Below are 17,858 nucleotides of genomic sequence, written 5' to 3'. Positions count from 1 at the left end.
TCGAGCCTACGGCGCGGGAGCCCCCGATTTCTCAGCAAGTCCTCCATGCGGGGCGCTCGTCGAGGTGCGTTCGACGAGCCGGAACGAGAGCTCCCCCAGTTCGGTGCGTCCGTCCACGGCCGCCAGGACCGCGTCCGCTGCCCGTTCGCCCTGCTCGTGCGGGAACTGCGCGATCGTCGTGAGGCCGAAGAAGTCGCTCATCTCGTGGCCGTCGACGCCGATCACCGAGAGGTCCCGCGGGACGTCCCGGCCCTCGTCCCGCGCCGCGAAGAGCGCACCGAACGCCAGTTCGTCGGATGCCGCGAAGATCGCCGTCGGCGGCTCCGCCTCCCGCAGCAGAGCGCGCGCGGCGCGGTAGCCGCCGTCGATCGTGAAGTCGGTGGCGACGAAGCGCGAGTCGCGGATGCCGGCATCCGCCATCGCCGCATCGAACCCGTGGCGGCGCAGGGACGGGATGTCGAGGCCCGGGTCCCCCGGGTACCCGGCGCCGAGGTGCGCGATCCGGCGGTGACCGAGAGCCAGGAGGTGTTCGGTCGCGAGGCGCGCGACGGCGACGTCGTCGATCCGCAGCGCGGGCAGCCGGCGGTTCGTGGAGCCGAGCCCCACGACCGGCAGGTCCAGGGCCAGCAGACGGTCGACCTCGTCGTCGGCGAGCGTGAGCGACAGCACGATCAGCCCGTCCACGCGCCCGCGGCGCAACGACACGTCGAGCACCCCGTCGCGCTGCGCGCGGTCCATGCTCATGCTGTACAGCGTCATGTCGTACCCGCGCGGGGTGAGCCGGCTGGCGATCCCGTCGAGCACGTTCGCGAAGAACCAGCGGTCCAGCAGCGGCACCACGACGCCGATGTTCGCCGCGCGTCCCGTCGCGAGAGCGGATGCCGCGGCCGAGACGACGTAGCCGAGGTCGGCGGCGGCGGCGCGCACGCGGGCGCGGGTCGCATCCGAGATGCGCCCGCGCCCGCTGAGTGCGCGGGAGACGGTCGCCGCCGACACGCCGGCGGCGCGGGCGACGTCGTCGATCCCGGTCACGTCAGTCCGCGGCGATCCACACGGTGGTGTCGGCGGGCAGCTCGCGACCGAGGAACGCGTCGCTCTCGACGAGCAGCGTGCCCTTCGGCAGGGCGACCGGCGTCGACCCGACGTTCGCGACGACGGTGACGTCGCCGTTGCGGAACGCGATGACGTCGTCGCCGTAGCCGTCGAGCCACTCGAGCGCGCCCGAGCCGAGGTCGTGCGCGCGACGGGTGGCGAGCAGCGTGCGGTACAGCCACAGCGTCGACTCGGGCTGGTCCTCCTGCACGTCGCGGGCGAGCGCGTTCCACTCGGCCGGCTGCGGCAGCCAGCTCTCGCCGGTCGGGCTGAACCCGAAGGCGCCGTCGTCCGCGGTCCAGGGCAGCGGGACGCGGCATCCGTCACGGCCGTAGCGCTCGCCGTCGGTGCGGAACCAGGTCGGGTCCTGACGGACGTCGTCGGGCAGCTCCATCGCCTCGGGGAGGCCGAGCTCCTCGCCCTGGTAGAGATAGGCCGAGCCCGGCAGGGCGAGCATCAGCGCGGTCGCCGCGCGGGCGCGACGGAGGCCCGCGGCGGGGTCGGGCTTGCCGGGGGTCGCCGGTCCGACGCCGTGCCCCTGCGGGTGACCCGGCATCGCGAGGCGGGTCGCGTGGCGGATGACGTCGTGGTTCGAGAGGACCCAGGTGGCCGGCGCGCCCACGGCGGGGAAGGCCCGCAGCGACTCGCTGATGACGACGCGCAACTGCGCGGCATCCCACTCGCTCATCGCGTAGGGGAAGTTGAACGCCTGGTGCATCTCGTCCGGGCGCACCCACTTCGCCGTCTCGTCGACCGTCGGCAGCCACGCCTCGGCGCACAGCGCGCGGTCGCCCTCGTACTCGTCGAGCACGCGGTGCCATTCGCGCCACACCTCGTGCACACCGTCCTGACCCCAGTAGGGGACCGGCTCGGCGCCGCCCATCGAGTCGGCCTCGGCCGGGGGCGTGTAGTCGGGCAGGCCGTCGGCCTTGATCAGACCGTGCGCCACGTCGACGCGGAAGCCGTCGACGCCGCGGTCGAGCCAGAAGCGCAGCGTCGTCTCGAACTCGGCGCGCACCTCGGGGCTGTTCCAGTCGAAGTCGGGCTGCGAGCTGTCGAACAGGTGCAGGTACCACTGGCCGTCGGGGATCCGGGTCCAGGCCGGCCCGCCGAAGACGGACTCCCAGTTGTTGGGGGGCAGTTCGCCGTTCTCGCCGGTGCCGTCGCGGAACATGTAGCGCGCGCGCTCGGGGCTGCCGGGCGCAGCGGCGAGAGCCTCCTGGAACCAGACGTGCTTGTCGGACGAGTGGTTGGGGACGAGGTCGATGATGACGCGGATGCCGCGGGCGTGCGCCGCCTCGAGCATGTCGTCGAAGTCGCCGAGGGTACCGAAGAGCGGGTCGACGTCACGGTAGTCGGCGACGTCGTAGCCGGCATCCTTCTGCGGAGAGGTGAAGAACGGGCTCAGCCAGACCGCGTCGACGCCGAGCGAAGCGAGGTCGTCGAGGTGCGCGGTGATGCCGGGCAGATCGCCGATGCCGTCGCCCGAGGCGTCCGCGAAGGAGCGGGGGTAGATCTGGTAGATCACGGCGGTGCGCCACCACTCGGCGCCGGGGCGGCTCTCGCCGATCGGGGCCAGCGTCGAGGTGACGGTCGAGACGGGGGTCGAAGTCATGCGCGCCAGCCTAGCGCAAGCGCTTGCGCACCCGGCATCCGCTGTCGTCAGGCGAGGCGAGTAACCTCGACCCAGTGAATCCCGACGCCCTCGCCCGAGCCGAATCGCTCATCGCGACGATCCCCGACTTCCCCGAACCCGGCATCCTCTTCCGTGACATCTCGCCGCTGTTGGCGGATGCCGCGGCCCTCCGCACGATCGCGATGGCCATGGCCGAGCCGTACGTCGGCTCGTTCGACGTCGTCGCCGGCGTCGAGGCGCGCGGGTTCCTGCTCGCCGGGGCGATCGCGGTCGCCTCGGGCACCGGCCTCGCACCGATCCGCAAGGCGGGCAAGCTGCCGCGTCCGGCGGGGTCGGTCAGCTACGACCTCGAGTACGGCAGCGCCACGATCGAGATGACCGACGACCTCGTCTCCGGTGCGCGCGTCCTGCTCGTCGACGACGTGCTCGCCACCGGGGGGACGCTGCGCGCCGGGCAGCAGCTTCTCGCGCAGCTCGGCTACACGCTCGCGGGCACCTCGGTCCTGATGGAGCTCACCGCCCTGCGGGGCCGCACCGTCTGCGGCGACGTGCACAGCGTCTTCACCGTCTGAGCGGAGCGCTCAGGTCCGGATCACCACGTTCTCGGGCTCCTCGCCCGCCAGCAGGTGGCTGATCTGCCGGCGCAGCAGACGCACCACCCGCGGGTGCATCGCGTCGGTCGCGCCCCCGACGTGCGGGGCGATGACGACGCCGTCGAGCGTCCAGAGTGGGTGGTCGGCGGGGAGCGGTTCGGGGTCGGTGACGTCGAGGGCCGCACGGATGCCGCGAGTGCGCGCGTGTGCGACGAGAGCATCCGTGTCGATGAGCGACCCGCGGCCGACGTTCACCACCAGTGCGCCCTCGGGCAGCGCCGACAGGAACGCGTCGTCGACGATGTGCCGGGTCTTCTCGCCGCCGGGGAGCGTGACGACGACGATGTCCACGCCGGGCAGCAGCTCGGGCAGCTCGTCGACGGCGTGGACGTGCACGCCGTCCTCGTCGCGCGCGGTCGAGGCGACCGCGACGAGGTCCACCTCGAACGGCGCGAGTCGGGCGGCGACGGCCTTGCCGACCCCGCCGTAGCCGAGCACCATCACGCGGCGGTCGGCGAGGCCCGTCGCCTGGAACGGGCGCCACTCGCGGGCGTCCTGTGCACGGACGAAGCGGTCGATGCCGCGCTGCGCCGTGAGGGTCAGTGCGACGGCGAGCTCCGCCGTGGATGCCTCGTGCACCGTCGTCGCGTTGGCGAACAGCACGCCGTCGGGCAGACGCTCCGCGATGCCCTCGTAGCCGATCGACTGTCCCTGCACGAGCCCGACCTCGACACCCTCGAGCCACGGCAGCGGACTTCCCGCGGCCATGTACGGCGGGACGACGATGTCGATGCGCGGGCGGGGGGCGGCGGCATCCATCTTCCACACGAACACGTCCGCGCCGTCGATGTCGGCGAGTTCCTCGGCGAGGCGGTCGGTGGGCACGCTGACGCTGATCGAAGCCATGCCCCGAGGCTACCGCCGTAGCCCGACGGCGGATCTCCGCGGCATTCCGGCGGGGTGGCGCTACTGTCGCCCCAACAGCCCGTCCGCCCTCGTTCCGACCCGGAGGTCGCCGTGATCCCTGAGATCAACTACTGGACCGTCATCCTCGCGACCCTCTCGACGATGATCGTCGGATCGATCTGGTACGCCCCCAAGGTCTTCGGCACGCGATGGGCCCGTCTGGCCGGTGTCGACATGGACCGCCCGGCCGCCACGGCCACCGTCGCCATCGTCGTGACGGTGTTCGTCAGTTTCGCGTCGGCGTGGGTCCTCGCGGGGGCGACGAGCATCGCCTGGCACTTCTACGAGGGGTCGTACCTGTGGGCGGCGATCGTGACCGGCATCCTGCTGTGGGCGGGGTTCACGGCATCCCGGTTCATCACGCATGACGCCTTCGAGGGGCGGCCGTCCTCGCTCACGGTGATGAACATCGGGCACGAGCTCGTCACGGTCCTCGTCATGGCCGTGATCATCGGCGTCTGGCCCCCGGCGGGGACCGTCTGACGGCTCAGGCGGCGGAGTGCACGACCGCGGAGACCGCCGCGGTGAAGAAGCGCAGACCGTCGACGCCCGATCGCATGGCGGCGGGGGTGTCGGGGCCGAAGCCCGGCTCGATCGCGTGCTCGGGGTGGGGCATGAGACCCACGACGTTGCCTCGCTCGTTCGTCAGGCCCGCGATGTCGTCGATCGACCCGTTCGGGTTGACGCCGGCGTAGCGGAACGCGACGAGGTTCTCGCCCTGGATCCGCTTGAGCGTCTCGTCGGAGGCGATGTAGCCGCCGTCGGCGTTCTTGAGCGGGATGACGATCTCCTGCCCGCGGCGGAACTCGTTCGTCCACGCGGTGTCGGCGTTCTCGACGACGAGCCGCTGGTCGCGGCGGATGAACTGCTGGTGGGCGTTGCGGATCAGTCCGCCCGGCAGCAGGTGCGCCTCGACGAGCATCTGGAAGCCGTTGCAGATGCCGAGGACGGGCATACCCTTCGCCGCGGCATCCTTCACCTCGGACATGATCGGCGCGAGCGCGGCGATCGCGCCGGCGCGCAGGTAGTCGCCGTAGCTGAACCCGCCCGGCAGGACGAGGGCGTCGACGCCGTCGAGATCGTGCGAGCCGTGCCAGAGGGCGACGGGCTCGGCGCCGGCGAGACGCACGGCGCGGCGCGCGTCGCCGTCGTCGAGCGAGCCGGGGAAGGTGATGACCCCGACGCGGACGGTCACTCGACGACCTCGATGCCCACGACGTCCTCGATGACCGAGTTCGACAGGATCTCGTCGGCGATGGTCTTGACGGCGGCGAGGGTCTGCTCGTCGGCGCTGTCGACCGTGAGCTCGAACCGCTTGCCGATGCGGACGTCGCCGAATCCGGCGTGACCGAGGCGCTGCAGGGCGCCGGCGACGGCCTTCCCCTGCGGGTCCAGGAGCTCGGCCTTGGGCATGACGTCGACGACGATGGTGGGCATCAGAAAGCTCCGGGATGTCGCGGGCAGGGTGCGCGACCAGTCTAGAGCCCGCGCCGCGCCGCCGTTGCGCTCCACCGCGGCCGTCCGTGACCAAACCGTGACTCCCGCCGTGGGAGCGCTCCCTTGACAGTCGTGGGAGCGATCCCATAGCGTCTCCCACAACCCGATGAGAGCGCTCCCAAAGACGGAGTACGGCACCTGGCTCTCGTCCACACCACAAAGGAGTGTCCTGTGAACTCACGCGTTCTGCGACGCGTCGGAATCATCGCCGGCGCGGCCGCATCGTCCGCTCTCGTCCTGGCCGGCTGCTCGGCCGGCGGTACCGGCGGCACCGGCAGCGGCGGTGGCGGCGACGACGTCACCCTGACCATCACGACCTTCGGCACCTTCGGCTACGAGGACCTCTACAAGGAGTACGAAGAGGCCAACCCGGGCGTGAAGATCGAAGCCACCAACATCGACACCGGCGGCAACGCGCGCACCGACCTCTTCACCAAGATCGGCGCCGGCGGGCTCTCCGACATCGTGGCGATCGAGGAGGGCTGGCTCGGCGCGATCATGGAGGAGGGCGTCGTCGAGAACTTCGCCGACCTGCGCGACTACGGCATCGAGGACCGCAAGGCCGACTGGGTCGATTGGAAGTACGAGACCGCCACGGCACCCGACGGTCGTGTCATCGGCTACGGCACCGACATCGGCCCGAGCGGCATCTGCTACAACGCCCCGGCGTTCGAGGCGGCCGGCCTGCCGACCGACCGCGAGAGCGTCGCCGAGCTGCTCGACGGCGACTGGGAGAACTACTTCGAGATCGGCCAGAAGTACACCGACGACACCGGCAAGGGGTGGTACGACCACTCCGGCTTCGTCTGGAACGCCATGGTCAACCAGCTCGACGAGGGTTACTACACCGCCGACGGGACGCTGAACGTCGAAGGCAACGCCGAGCTCAAGCGGCGCTTCGAGCTCCTCGGCGCCGCCACCGAGGGTGGCCAGTCCGCCGCGCAGGCGGCGTGGGACTGGAACGGCAACAAGTCGTTCGTCGACGGGACGTTCGCGACCTTCGTCTGCCCGGGATGGATGCTGGGCATCGTCAAGGAGCGCGTCGAGAGCGCGGGCGGGGACGCCTCCACCGGGTGGGACTTCGCGGATGTCTTCCCCGGCGGCGCAGCCAACTGGGGCGGCGCGTGGCTGTCGGTCTCCGAGACCTCGGAGCACAAGGAAGCCGCGGCGAAGCTCGCCGACTGGCTGACGCAGCCCGAGCAGCAGGTCAAGCAGTCGGCGGCTGCGGGCAACTTCCCGTCGACCATCGAGGCGCAGGAGAGCCTCGCGAGCGACGCGACGCCCAACGAGTTCTTCAACGACGCCCCGACCGGCGCGATCCTCGCCGAGCGCGCGAAGGGTGTCGTCGCCCAGTACAAGGGACCGGACGACTCGGTGATCCAGGAGAACGTCTTCGGCCCCGCGCTGAGCGCGCTGGACCGGGGCGAGGTCGACACCGCCGGCGCGTGGGACAAGGCCCTCGCGGAGCTGGCCAAGCAGGTCGAGTCCGACTAGGACCTCCCGCACGGGTCACCGGCATCGCCGGTGACCCGTGCACCATCCCGGCGCACACGAGAGGACACCATGACCACTACCGCTTCGCCGCCGCCTCGCGTGCGCCCGGAGGCCCCGACCGATGCCGCAGCTCGACCGCCGCGCCTCAGCGCACGCCAGCGCCTTTCGCGATTCGCGTACCGCGGTTCGCCGTACGCCTACATCGCCCCGTTCTTCCTCCTCTTCGCCCTCGTCGGTCTTTTCCCGCTGCTGTACACGGTCAACGTCTCGTTGTTCGACTGGGATCTGCTGAGCGGTCAGGACGAGTTCGTCGGTGCGGGCAACTTCGTGAGCGTGCTCCAGGACGACTCGTTCTGGAAGTCCATCGGCAACACCCTGAGCATCTTCCTGCTCTCGGCGATCCCGCAGCTGTCCGTGGCGCTTCTCGTGGCCTACCTCCTGGACCGCGGCCTGCGTGCACCGACCTTCTGGCGGATGAGCGTCCTCATCCCCTTCGTGGTCACCCCCGTCGCCACCGCGCTGATCTTCTCCAGCGCCTTCAACGAGGCCGACGGCCTCGTCAACAACGTGCTGAACCTCGTCGGCATCCCCGACCAGGAGTGGAAGCACGACACGTTCCTCAGCCATATCGCGATCGCCACGATGGTCAACTTCCGGTGGACGGGATACAACGCCCTCATCCTCCTCGCGGCCATGCAGGCGGTGCCGCGCGACCTCTACGAGTCGGCCGCCATCGACGGTGCAGGCCCTGCGCGCCGGTTCTTCTCGATCACGATCCCCTCGATCCGACCGACGCTCATCTTCGTCATCATCACCGCGACGATCGGCGGTCTGCAGATCTTCGCGGAGCCCCGGCTGTTCGACGTGTCGACGGCCGGCGGCACCGGCGGCAGCGACCGGCAGTTCCAGACGACGGTTCTCTACCTCTGGGAGCTGGCGTTCTTCCGCCGCGATCTCGGCGAAGGCTCGGCCGTCGCCATCCTCCTGTTCGTCCTCATCGTCGGGATCGGCCTCATCAACTTCCTCGTCTCGCGCGGCATCGCCGGCGGCGCGGAGCGTGCCGACCGCAAGGCGCGCCGCGCGCGTCGTTCCGACTCCACGAAAGGCACCCGATGACCACCGCGATCCCGGCACGGCTGCCCGTCCAGCAGGTCGACGTCGTCGAGCCCGAGCGTCCGCGCCGTGGCGGCCGTCGACGTCCCCGCGAGAGCGGGCCGGCCGGCATCGGCAGCCGCCCCGGCTTCCTGACCTACGGACTGCTGACCGCGTTCGTCATCGGCAGCGTTTACCCGATGTGGTGGTCGTTCGTCGTCGGCAGCGGCACCAACGCCACGCGGGCGGAGACGCTTCCGCTCATCCCGGGCGGCAACTTCCTGGCGAACGCCATGAAGGTCCTCGACGCCATCCCGTTCTGGGTCGCCCTGGGTAACTCGGTCCTCATCTCGTCGATCATCACGGTCTCGGTCGTGTCGTTCTCCACCCTCGCGGGCTACGCGTTCGCGAAGCTGCGGTTCAAGGGCCGCGACGGCCTCATGGTCTTCGTCGTCGCGACGATGGCGATCCCCACGCAGCTCGGCATCATCCCGCTGTTCATGCTCATGCGCGAGCTGGGCTGGACCGGCAGCATCGGGGCCGTCATCATCCCGACCCTCGTCACGGCGTTCGGTGTCTTCTTCATGCGGCAGTACCTCGTGGACGTCATCCCCGACGAGCTCATCGAGGCCGCCCGCGTCGACGGCGCGGGGCAGTTCCGCACCTTCCTCACGGTGGGTGTGCCGGCGGCGCGACCGGCCATGGCGATCCTCGGCCTGTTCACGTTCATGACGGCATGGACCGACTTCCTGTGGCCCCTGCTGGTGCTCAAGCCGCAGAGCCCGACGCTGCAGACGGCGCTCAGCCAGCTGCAGTCGGGCTACTACGTCGACTACTCGATCGTCCTGACGGGCGCGATCCTGGCAACGCTCCCGCTCCTGGTGCTCTTCGTGGTCGCGGGCAAGCAGCTCATCAGCGGCATCATGGCCGGCGCGGTCAAGGGCTGACGGTCATCCGGTGAACGTCCTCGCGCAGGAGTACTCTGCCCCCGTGCCCGCCCCCCGCATCCGCCCCTTCCCGACCGGCTTCCTCTTCGGCGCCGCGACCGCCGCCTACCAGATCGAGGGCGCCGCCTTCGAGGACGGTCGCACCGCGTCGATCTGGGACGCCTTCAGCCGCGTGCCCGGCGCCGTGATCAACGCCGACAACGGCGACGTCGCGTGCGATCACTACCACCGGTACCGCGGCGACGTCGCGCTCATGAAGGAGCTCGGCCTCGACACCTACCGGTTCTCCACCTCGTGGTCGCGTGTGCGCCCCGACGGCGGGCCGGTGAACGCGAAGGGGATCGACTTCTACGAGCGTCTCGTCGACGAGCTTCTGGGTGCCGGCATCCGTCCCTGGCTCACGCTGTACCACTGGGACCTGCCGCAGGCGCTCGAGGAGCGGGGCGGGTGGACGGCGCGGGAGACCAGCGAGAGGTTCGCCGAGTACGCCCTGTCGGTCCACGACGCGCTCGGCGACCGCGTGACGGACTGGACGACGCTCAACGAGCCCTGGTGCTCGTCGTTCCTCAGCTACACCGGCGGCATCCACGCGCCCGGCCGGTTCAGCATCGCCGACGGGATGCTGGCCTCCCACCACCTGCTGCGCGGACACGGTCTCGTCGTCGAAGAGCTGCGCCGCCGCGACCCCGCGCTGAACCTCGGCATCACCCTGAACCTGACGGTCGCCGAGGCGGCGGACCCCGCCAGACCCGAGGACGTGGATGCCGCGCGCCGGATCGACGGGCAGTTCAACCGCTGGTTCCTCGACCCGATCTTCCGCGGCGGCTACCCGGAGGACATCGTCGCCGACATCCGCGCCGTCGACGCGGACGCGGTCGCGCGCTTCGAGGCGGCGGTGCTGCCCGGCGACCTCGACACCATCTCCCGGCGGCTCGACGTGCTGGGCGTCAACTACTACCACGGCGAGTTCGTCGGCGGCACGGCCCCCGCGGACCCGCCGCTGCCCGGCGATGCCCCGACCGACCGCGCGGTGGGGTCGCCGTGGCCGGCGGGCGACGGCATCCACTGGTACGAGCGCGGTCTGCCCCGCACGGCGATGCACTGGGAGGTGCAGCCCGAGGCGCTGACCGTCCTGCTCGAGCGGGTCTGGGACGAGTACGCGAAGGATGCCGGGACAGCGCTGTTCGTGACCGAGAACGGCGCGGCCTACGACGACGAGGCGGTCGTGGACGATGGCGCCGTGCGGGTGCACGACGCGGACCGTGTCGAATTCCTGCGCGGTCACCTCGCGGCGATCCTGGATGCCGCCGACGCCGGCGTCGACGTCCGCGGCTACTTCTACTGGTCGCTCATGGACAACTTCGAATGGGCGTGGGGGTACGACAAGCGGTTCGGTCTCATCCGCGTCGACTACGCCACTCAGGAACGGACGTTCAAAGACAGCGCCCTGGAGTATCGTCGGGTCATCGCCGCCCGAGCGATGGAATGACTGCACTCCGCGAGGTGACCGTGTCCGATGTCCTCCACCCCCCGGTGACGATCGAAGAGGTCGCCTCGGCGGCGGGGGTGTCCCGCTCCACGGTCTCGCGCGTCGTGAACGGTTCGACGGCCGTCAGCCCCGCCGCGCTCGCCGCCGTCCGCCGCGCGATCGATGAGCTCAACTACGTGCCCAACCGGGCTGCGCGCTCGCTCGCCAGCCGCGCCACGATGGCCGTCGCGCTCGTCGTCCCCGAGGACACGACACGGTTCTTCGGCGACCCGTTCTTCGCGGCGATCGTCAGCGGCATCAACAAGCGGATCTCGAAGTCCGACTACGTCCTGAACCTGATCATCGCCAGCGACGATCCGAACGACAAGGCGACGGAGTACCTGCGCAGCGGAGCGGTCGACGGTGCGATCATCGTGTCGCACCACACGAGCGACGCGTTCATCGACCGCATCGCCGCCGCGATGCCCGTCGTCTACGGCGGTCGGCCCGTCCGCGAGCGCGAGCGCGACTTCTACGTCGACGTGGACAACGTCGAGGGCGGTCGTGTCGCGACGCAGCACCTGCTCGACCGCGGTCGGCGCAGGCTCGCCATGATCACCGGCCCGACGACGATGCCGGGCGGCATCGACCGCCTGACAGGATTCCACGAGGCGCTGGACGCCGCGGGCCTGTCGCCCGTCGCGGTCGAGGACGGGGACTTCACCGCCGCGGGCGGTGCTGCCGCGGTCACGCGGATCCTCCGGTCGGGTGCCGAGTTCGACGGACTATTCGTCGCGAGCGACCTGATGGCGGGGGCCGTCCTGACCGAGCTGACGCGCGCCGGCATCGGCGTCCCCGAGGACGTCGCGATCGTCGGCTACGACGATTCCCCCGTCGCCACGTCGGTCTCGCCCGCGTTGACGACGGTGCGTCAGCCGTCGCTCGAGCAGGGCGAGGTGATGGCGGACATCCTCCTCACCCTCTTGTCGGGCGGATACCCGCCGCGCGAGACCCTGCTCGACACCCAGCTGATCGTCCGCGAGTCCGCCTGACGCGGCTCACGCGACGGCGGTCGCGTGCAGCGTGTTGCGCCACGGGTCGGTGAAGGTCACCGTCCGACCGTCGTCGGCCGCCTGCACGCCGTGGTGCCGCAGGCGTTCGCTCAGTTCGCCGAGACCGTCGCGGTCGGGCAGGGCGAGGTCGACGCGGCCGAGACCGAGCGCCGGCATGCGCGGCCCCGCACCGCGCGAGTTCCAGACGTTCATCGCCATGTGGTGGTGGTAGCCGCCCGCACTCACGAACAGGGCGGAACCGCTGAGCTCCGCCGTGACGTCGAACCCGAGGGTGTCGACGTAGAAGGAGCGGGCGGTCCCGACATCCCCCACCGACAGGTGGACGTGACCGACGGATGCCGCGTCGTCGGCGGTCGCGCCCGCTGCGGCGGCATCGGTCAGGTGCTCGCGGATGAAGGCGTTCGGGTCGAGGAAGAGCGTCGCCATCTCCACCCGTCCGTGCGTCCACGACCAGGCGCTCCGGTCGCGGTCCCAGTAGAGCTCGATGCCGTTGCCCTCGGGGTCGGTGGCATAGAAGGCCTGACTGACGAGGTGGTCGGCGCTGCCCGTGAAGGTCTGGGGCGCGTGGCGCGCGAGCGAGTACAGTGCCGCCGCCAGAGCCGTCTGCGATTCGAAGAGGATCGCGGTGTGGAACAGTCCCGCGGAACCTGCGGGGGCGTGGCGCAGCGACGGTTCGGCTCGGAGCACGACGATCGGGCGGTTCGCGCGACCGAGCTTCACCGTGTCGCCCTCCGCATCGAGCACCTGCAGTGTGAGGACGTCGCGGTAGAACCGGGTCATCCCGTCGAGGTCTCCAACCAGGAGCGTCACCGCGCCCATCGAGGTCGCGGGCGCGAGACGGTCCGGCGTAGGCGTATTCACATGAATCGGTAACGCCGCCGCTTCCCGTTTGTTCCCACGCCCGCGGCGCCGGAACTCAGTCCGGGTCGCCGCCCAGCTGACCGATCGGGACGATCGGGCCCCCGTCATCCGCCCCCGTCTTGCGCGCCCGGGCGATGGCGTTGCCGCCGTGGTAGATCGCGAGCGCGGCGAGGGTGCCGAGGACGATGCCGCCGAACTGCAGTTGGCCGAGGTCCATCGTGAAGTTGGCGATCGCGATGACGAAGGCGACCGCGACCGTGTACTGGTTGACGGGGCGGGAGAAGTCGACCTGGTTGTCGACCCAGATCTTGATGCCGATGACGCCGATGAGGCCGTAGAGGGCGGTCGTCACGCCGCCGATCACGCCGCTCGGGATCGTGAAGAGCACGGCGCCCACGACGGGTGAGAACGACAGCAGCACCGCGATGATGCCCGCCACCCAGTACGCGGCCGTGGAGTAGATGCGGGTGGCCGCCATGACGCCGATGTTCTCGCCGTAGGTCGTCGTGCCCGAGCCGCCGAACGCGCCGGCGAGGGTCGTCGCGAGTCCGTCGGCGACGAGGGCGCGACCGGTCCGCGTGTTGACGGTGGGGTCGCCGGTCATGGTCGCGACGCCGCGGACGTGTCCGACGTTCTCGGCCACGAGTACCAGCACCACCGGCAGGAACATCGGGAGCAGGCCCCACGCGATCGGGTCGCCGAAGGACGGCAGGTGGAAGGCGGGCAACCCGAACCACGCGCGGTCCTCGATGAGCTTCGCCACACCGGTGAAGTCGACGCGGCCCATGATCAGCGCCGCGATGTAGCCGACGACGACACCGAGGAAGATCGAGACGCGCCCGAGGATGCCGCGGAACAGCACCGCGAACAGGATGCACGCGACGAGCGTGATCGTCGCGAGCACGGCGTCGGTCGTGAAGTTGTTCCAGGCGGCGGGTGCCAGGTTCAGGCCGATGAGAGCGACGATCGCGCCCGACACGACCGGCGGCATGAGCTTCTCGAGCCAGCGCGTTCCCGTCGCCTGCACGAGGAAGCCGATGCCGGCGAGCAGGAGGCCGGCGACGAACACGCCGACGAGCGCCTGCCCGATCTGCTCGGGGCTGTCGAGCGGCTTGCCCTCGCCCGGCCCGAAGGCGGTGATCGGCGCGATGAACGCGAACGACGACCCGAGGTAGCTGGGGAGGCGGTTCCGGGTGAGGAGCAGGAAGAGGAGGGTGCCGAGGCCCGAGAAGAGCAGCGTCGTGCTGACGGGGAACCCGGTGAGCAGGGGCACGAGGAAGGTGGCGCCGAACATCGCGACGACGTGCTGGGCGCCGATGGCGATCGTGCTGCCCCAGCCGAGGCGCTCGCGGGGGGTGACGACGGCACCGGGGGCGACGCGACGGCCGTCGCCGTGGAGGGTCCAGATGGGCATGCGCGTACTCCTCGGGTGATGGGGGGATGCCTGGCGTCAGGCTACCTGGGAGTCGGCTGAGTGCGTGGGAGCGACGCCGTCAGGACGTGAGGCGTTCGAGCAGCTCGCGGTACTTCGCCGCCGTCTGGGCGACGATCTCGTCGGGGACGACGGGCGGCGTGCCCTGCTTGTCCCAATGCGCCGCCAGCCAATCGCGCACGATCTGCTTGTCGAAGCTCGCCATGCGCGCGGCGGGGGTCTCGGCGGTGCGCCAGGTCTCGGCATCCCAGTACCGCGACGAGTCGCTTGTGAGCACCTCGTCGGCGAGGGTGAGGACGCCGTCGGCGTCGAGGCCGAACTCGAACTTCGTGTCGGCGAGGATCAGACCCTTCGCCTCGGCGAGGGCGGCGGCGCGGCGGTAGATCTCGAGCGACGCGTCGCGCAGCTCCGCCGCGCGCTCCGGTCCGACGAGCTCGACGGTGCGCTCGAAGGAGATGTTCTCGTCGTGCTCGCCGAGCGGGGCCTTGTAGGCCGGGGTGAAGATCGGTTCCGGCAGGCGGTCGCCGTTGCCGAGGCCGGTGGGGAGGGGGATGCCGCAGACCGTGCCGTCGGCCTGGTACTCGACCCATCCCGAGCCGGTCAGGTAGCCGCGGACGACGCACTCGACCGGCAGCATGTCGAGCGAACGGACGACCATGCCGCGCCCGTCGGTCGCGGCCGGCGGCGTCTGGCCGGGGAGGAGGTGGTTGGCGATCGCGCGGCCGCCGTCGGCACCGGCGAGCTGCTCGAACCACCACAGCGACAGCGAGGTGAGGAGGGCGCCCTTGCCGGGGATCGCCGGCTCGAGCACGTGGTCGAACGCGCTGACACGGTCGCTGGCGACCACGAGCAGTCGGCCGTCATCGGCTCCGTCGGAGGATCGGTAGAGGTCGCGGACCTTGCCCGAGTACACGTGGGTCCATCCGGGCAGGGGGGTCGCGGCATCCGTCACCAGCCCATTATGTCGGGCGCGCGGAGCGCGTACCGTGGCGGGATGCGTCGCCCCCTGCTCGCCCTGACCGCCCTCGCGGTGTCGTTCGGACTGAGCGGCTGCGTCTCGACCGCCGCGGTCGATGACGCCGCGCCGACGCCGTCGTCATCCCCGACCAGGTCGGCCGAGGCCGCGCCGACCCCGACCCCCACTTCGATGCCCGAACCCGAGGAATCGGTGGACCCCTCGTACGTCGTCCCCGAGCAGGACCCGCTCGAGGCCTCGCGCCTGGTGTTCGAGAGCGATGCCGTCGGCGTCGACCCCGTGACGGTCGTGAGCGTGTCGAGCAGTGCGGTGAGGGACCAGGACTACGTGCTCGACTTCGACTGCATCCCGCGGGACGCCACCATCACGCTGTCCCTGTCGCCCGCCGTGGGCGAGGACGACCCTCCCGTGAACTTCTCCGGGCCCATCGCTCTCACGCAGGGATGCAGCGGGCCGGGACGGACGACCGGGATCCGTGTCGACCGGATGGTCGGCGTGCAGATCTCGATGACGGGCGACGAGGTGTCGCGCGCGTGGGCGGTGCTGCGTCCCAACCAGTGATCCCGGTGTCGTCGGACCGGCGTATAGTCCACATGGACTAATTCACCGGGAGGCTCCATGGCGCACGGGACGGCGACGCTCACGCCGACCGCCGTCATGCTCCTCGCGCTGCTGCACGAGGACGATATGCACGCGTACGAGATGGTGCGCCTGCTGCGCGAGCGCCGCGCCGACCGGCTGATCGCCCTCACCCACGGCACGATCTACCACACGGTGGCCCGCCTCGAACGGCAGGGTCGCATCGTCGAGGTCGGCAGCGACCGCGACGGCAACCGTCCCGAGCGCACGACGTATGCGTTGACGGATGCCGGTGCCGCCGACCTCCTCGCATGGATCCGCCGCGAGCTCGTGTCGGTCGACGACCCGGGCCGCTTCCGCATCGCCCTGACCGAAGCGCACAACCTGCCCCGCGACGAGGTGCTCGCGCTCCTCGCCCAGCGTCGGGAGCTGCTCGTGGCATCCCTGGACGCCCATCGGACCGCCCGCGATCGCGCGATCGCGCACGGATCGCACCCCCAGTTCCTCATCGAGGTGCACCGCCAGGCGGCGCTCCTCGACGCCGACATCGCCTGGCTCGACGAAGCGGTCGAGTTCATCCGTCGTCCCGACACCGTCTGGGGTGTCGTCGACATCCCCGCCACCGACCGCTATCTGGCACAGAGAGAAGCCGCACGCGCATGAGCGAGAGCACGTCCACCGTCCGCGCCCCGGGCGCACCCGCCGCCCCCACGAACCCCTGGCCTGCCCTCTGGGCGCTCGTCATCGGGTTCTTCATGATCCTCGTCGACACGACGATCGTCTCGGTCGCGAACCCCGCCATCAAGGCGGCCCTCGACCCGACCACGAGCAACCTCGACAACGTCGTGTGGGTCACGTCCGCCTACCTGCTGACCTACGCCGTGCCGCTGCTGGTCACCGGCCGTCTCGGCGACCGGTTCGGCCCCAAGAACATGTACCTGATCGGCCTCGCGATCTTCACTCTCGCGTCGCTCGCGTGCGGACTGTCGGGCTCGCTCATGGCCCTGATCATCGCGCGCGCCGCGCAGGGCCTCGGCGCCGCGTTGATGACGCCGCAGACGATGGCGGTCATCACCCGGACCTTCCCCGCCGAGCGCCGCGGCGCCGCGATGGGCCTGTGGGGCGCGACCGCCGGTGTCGCCACCCTCGTCGGTCCGCTCGCGGGCGGCCTGCTCGTCGACGGCTTCGGGTGGGAGTGGATCTTCTTCGTGAACATCCCCGTGGGCGTCGTCGCTTTCGTGCTCGCGTGGCGGCTCGTGCCGCAGCTCGAGACGCACCCGCACCGGTTCGACGTCCTCGGCGTCGTGCTGAGTGCGGTCGCCCTCTTCCTCATCGTCTTCGGCCTGCAGGAGGGCGAGCACTACGACTGGGCCGCGTGGGTGTGGGCGATGATCGCCGCCGGCGTCGTCGTCCTCGCGGTCTTCATCTGGACGCAGGGCCGTACGAAGAGCGAGCCGCTCGTGCCACTCCAGCTCTTCCGCGACCGCAATTTCGCGATCTCCAACCTCGCGATCGCCGCCGTCGGCTTCACCGTGACGAGCATGGCGCTGCCGATGGCGTTCTTCACCCAGCTCGCCCGCGGGCTGACGCCGACCGAGTCGGCACTGCTCCTCATTCCGATGGCGGTGCTCTCGGGTGTGCTCGCCCCCTTCGCGGGCCGCATCCTCGACCGCGTCGACCCCCGCGTGCTGCTGGTCCCCGGACTGACGCTGATGGCTGCGGGGCTCGTCGGGTACTCCCTGCTCATGAACACCGAGGCGCCGATCCTCCTGCTGCTGATCCCGTCGGCGGTCATCGGTGTCGCCAACGCGGGTATGTGGGGACCGCTCGCGACGACCGCTACGCGCAACCTGCCGCCGCAGCAGGCGGGTGCCGGGTCCGGCATCTACAACACGACCCGGACGATCGGGTCGGTCATCGGTTCCGCGGCCATCGCCTCCGTCATGCAGTCGCGCCTCGAGGCGAACCTGCCGGGTGCCGGCGACGCGACGGGCGGGGACTTCGGCGGCGGTGGCGGGATGCCTCCCGTCGTCGCCGAGGGGTTCTCCGCCGCGATGGCTCAGGCGATGCTCCTGCCCGCTGCCGTGATCGCGCTCGGCGTCGTGCTCGTGTTGTTCCTGCGCCGCCCCGCGCACCTCGCGCAGCGCTGAGC

At 70.7% G+C, this 17,858-nt stretch carries 18 protein-coding genes; 10 read left to right on the top strand and 8 right to left on the bottom strand.

Translation table 11 applies throughout. The features are described from left to right. Positions 1-6: 6 nt before the first annotated feature. Positions 7-1,032, bottom strand: a complete 1,026-nt coding sequence (locus tag Q9S71_RS04450) for a LacI family DNA-binding transcriptional regulator (protein ID WP_311860779.1) — start codon at positions 1,030-1,032, stop codon at positions 7-9. A 1-nt stretch (position 1,033) separates the two neighbouring features. Next, a complete protein-coding gene (locus Q9S71_RS04445; protein ID WP_311860776.1) occupies positions 1,034-2,707 on the bottom strand; it encodes a glycoside hydrolase family 13 protein in 1,674 nt (557 codons plus the stop codon). A 74-nt stretch (positions 2,708-2,781) separates the two neighbouring features. Between Q9S71_RS04445 and Q9S71_RS04440 the strand changes: the two genes are divergently transcribed. Then, a complete protein-coding gene (locus Q9S71_RS04440) occupies positions 2,782-3,300 on the top strand; it encodes an adenine phosphoribosyltransferase (RefSeq protein ID WP_311860774.1) in 519 nt (172 codons plus the stop codon). A 9-nt stretch (positions 3,301-3,309) separates the two neighbouring features. Here Q9S71_RS04440 and Q9S71_RS04435 read toward each other — a convergent pair whose 3' ends face one another. Continuing rightward, positions 3,310-4,227: a 2-hydroxyacid dehydrogenase gene (locus Q9S71_RS04435; protein ID WP_311860772.1), complete on the bottom strand. Its 918-nt coding sequence runs from the start codon at positions 4,225-4,227 to the stop codon at positions 3,310-3,312. 111 nt (positions 4,228-4,338) lie between these two features. Here Q9S71_RS04435 and Q9S71_RS04430 point away from each other — a divergent pair, with 111 nt between their 5' ends. Next, positions 4,339-4,770, top strand: a complete 432-nt coding sequence (locus tag Q9S71_RS04430; RefSeq protein WP_311860770.1) for a DUF1761 domain-containing protein — start codon at positions 4,339-4,341, stop codon at positions 4,768-4,770. Between the two features lie 4 nt (positions 4,771-4,774). Here Q9S71_RS04430 and purQ read toward each other — a convergent pair whose 3' ends face one another. Both purQ and purS read right to left on the bottom strand, forming a co-directional pair. Then, positions 4,775-5,482, bottom strand: a complete 708-nt coding sequence (gene purQ, locus Q9S71_RS04425; protein ID WP_064003490.1) for a phosphoribosylformylglycinamidine synthase subunit PurQ — start codon at positions 5,480-5,482, stop codon at positions 4,775-4,777. Further along, entirely contained in the window at positions 5,479-5,724 is a 246-nt protein-coding gene (gene purS / locus Q9S71_RS04420; protein ID WP_064003491.1) for a phosphoribosylformylglycinamidine synthase subunit PurS, read from the bottom strand. Before purS ends, purQ begins: the two co-directional genes overlap by 4 nt. A gap of 231 nt (positions 5,725-5,955) precedes the next feature. On the opposite strand from purS, the gene Q9S71_RS04415 reads away from it, so the two are divergent. The 5 genes from Q9S71_RS04415 to Q9S71_RS04395 all read left to right on the top strand — a co-directional run bounded on the left by Q9S71_RS04415 (position 5,956) and on the right by Q9S71_RS04395 (position 11,837). Continuing rightward, entirely contained in the window at positions 5,956-7,278 is a 1,323-nt protein-coding gene (locus tag Q9S71_RS04415) for an ABC transporter substrate-binding protein (RefSeq protein ID WP_064003492.1), read from the top strand. Positions 7,279-7,347: 69 nt separating this feature from the next. Then, entirely contained in the window at positions 7,348-8,394 is a 1,047-nt protein-coding gene (locus Q9S71_RS04410; RefSeq protein WP_311860767.1) for a carbohydrate ABC transporter permease, read from the top strand. After that, complete coding sequence (locus tag Q9S71_RS04405; protein ID WP_311860766.1) at positions 8,391-9,317, top strand: carbohydrate ABC transporter permease; 927 nt, start codon at positions 8,391-8,393, stop codon at positions 9,315-9,317. The genes Q9S71_RS04410 and Q9S71_RS04405 overlap by 4 nt, the downstream gene beginning before the upstream one ends. Before the next feature lie 43 nt (positions 9,318-9,360). Beyond that, entirely contained in the window at positions 9,361-10,806 is a 1,446-nt protein-coding gene (locus Q9S71_RS04400; protein WP_311860765.1) for a GH1 family beta-glucosidase, read from the top strand. Continuing rightward, positions 10,803-11,837: a LacI family DNA-binding transcriptional regulator gene (locus Q9S71_RS04395; protein ID WP_311860764.1), complete on the top strand. Its 1,035-nt coding sequence runs from the start codon at positions 10,803-10,805 to the stop codon at positions 11,835-11,837. Before Q9S71_RS04400 ends, Q9S71_RS04395 begins: the two co-directional genes overlap by 4 nt. A gap of 6 nt (positions 11,838-11,843) precedes the next feature. Here the strand turns inward: Q9S71_RS04395 and Q9S71_RS04390 are convergent, their stop codons facing one another. The 3 genes from Q9S71_RS04390 to Q9S71_RS04380 all read right to left on the bottom strand — a co-directional run bounded on the left by Q9S71_RS04390 (position 11,844) and on the right by Q9S71_RS04380 (position 15,103). Then, positions 11,844-12,677 (bottom strand): VOC family protein, encoded by an 834-nt coding sequence (locus Q9S71_RS04390; RefSeq protein ID WP_311861692.1) that lies wholly within the window; start codon positions 12,675-12,677, stop codon positions 11,844-11,846. A 97-nt stretch (positions 12,678-12,774) separates the two neighbouring features. Beyond that, positions 12,775-14,133, bottom strand: a complete 1,359-nt coding sequence (locus Q9S71_RS04385) for a uracil-xanthine permease family protein (protein WP_311860762.1) — start codon at positions 14,131-14,133, stop codon at positions 12,775-12,777. A gap of 79 nt (positions 14,134-14,212) precedes the next feature. Continuing rightward, on the bottom strand, positions 14,213-15,103 hold the full coding sequence (locus Q9S71_RS04380) for a phosphoribosylaminoimidazolesuccinocarboxamide synthase (RefSeq protein ID WP_311860761.1): 891 nt from the start codon (positions 15,101-15,103) through the stop codon (positions 14,213-14,215). 42 nt (positions 15,104-15,145) lie between these two features. On the opposite strand from Q9S71_RS04380, the gene Q9S71_RS04375 reads away from it, so the two are divergent. From Q9S71_RS04375 to Q9S71_RS04365, 3 genes are read left to right on the top strand one after another with little or no spacing between them, the layout of a single operon-like run. After that, complete coding sequence (locus Q9S71_RS04375; protein WP_311860759.1) at positions 15,146-15,688, top strand: hypothetical protein; 543 nt, start codon at positions 15,146-15,148, stop codon at positions 15,686-15,688. Between the two features lie 57 nt (positions 15,689-15,745). Next, the gene (locus tag Q9S71_RS04370; protein WP_311860758.1) at positions 15,746-16,369 is read left to right on the top strand and encodes a PadR family transcriptional regulator; all 624 of its coding nucleotides are present in this window, start codon (positions 15,746-15,748) and stop codon (positions 16,367-16,369) included. Further along, complete coding sequence (locus Q9S71_RS04365; RefSeq protein WP_311860757.1) at positions 16,366-17,856, top strand: MFS transporter; 1,491 nt, start codon at positions 16,366-16,368, stop codon at positions 17,854-17,856. The genes Q9S71_RS04370 and Q9S71_RS04365 overlap by 4 nt, the downstream gene beginning before the upstream one ends. Positions 17,857-17,858 lie beyond the last annotated feature (2 nt).

Source organism: Microbacterium gawkjiense (assembly GCF_031932225.1).
In the GTDB taxonomy this organism is placed as follows: Bacteria; Actinomycetota; Actinomycetes; order Actinomycetales; family Microbacteriaceae; genus Microbacterium; species Microbacterium gawkjiense.
This window is presented reverse-complemented; position numbering and strand designations above follow the sequence as displayed.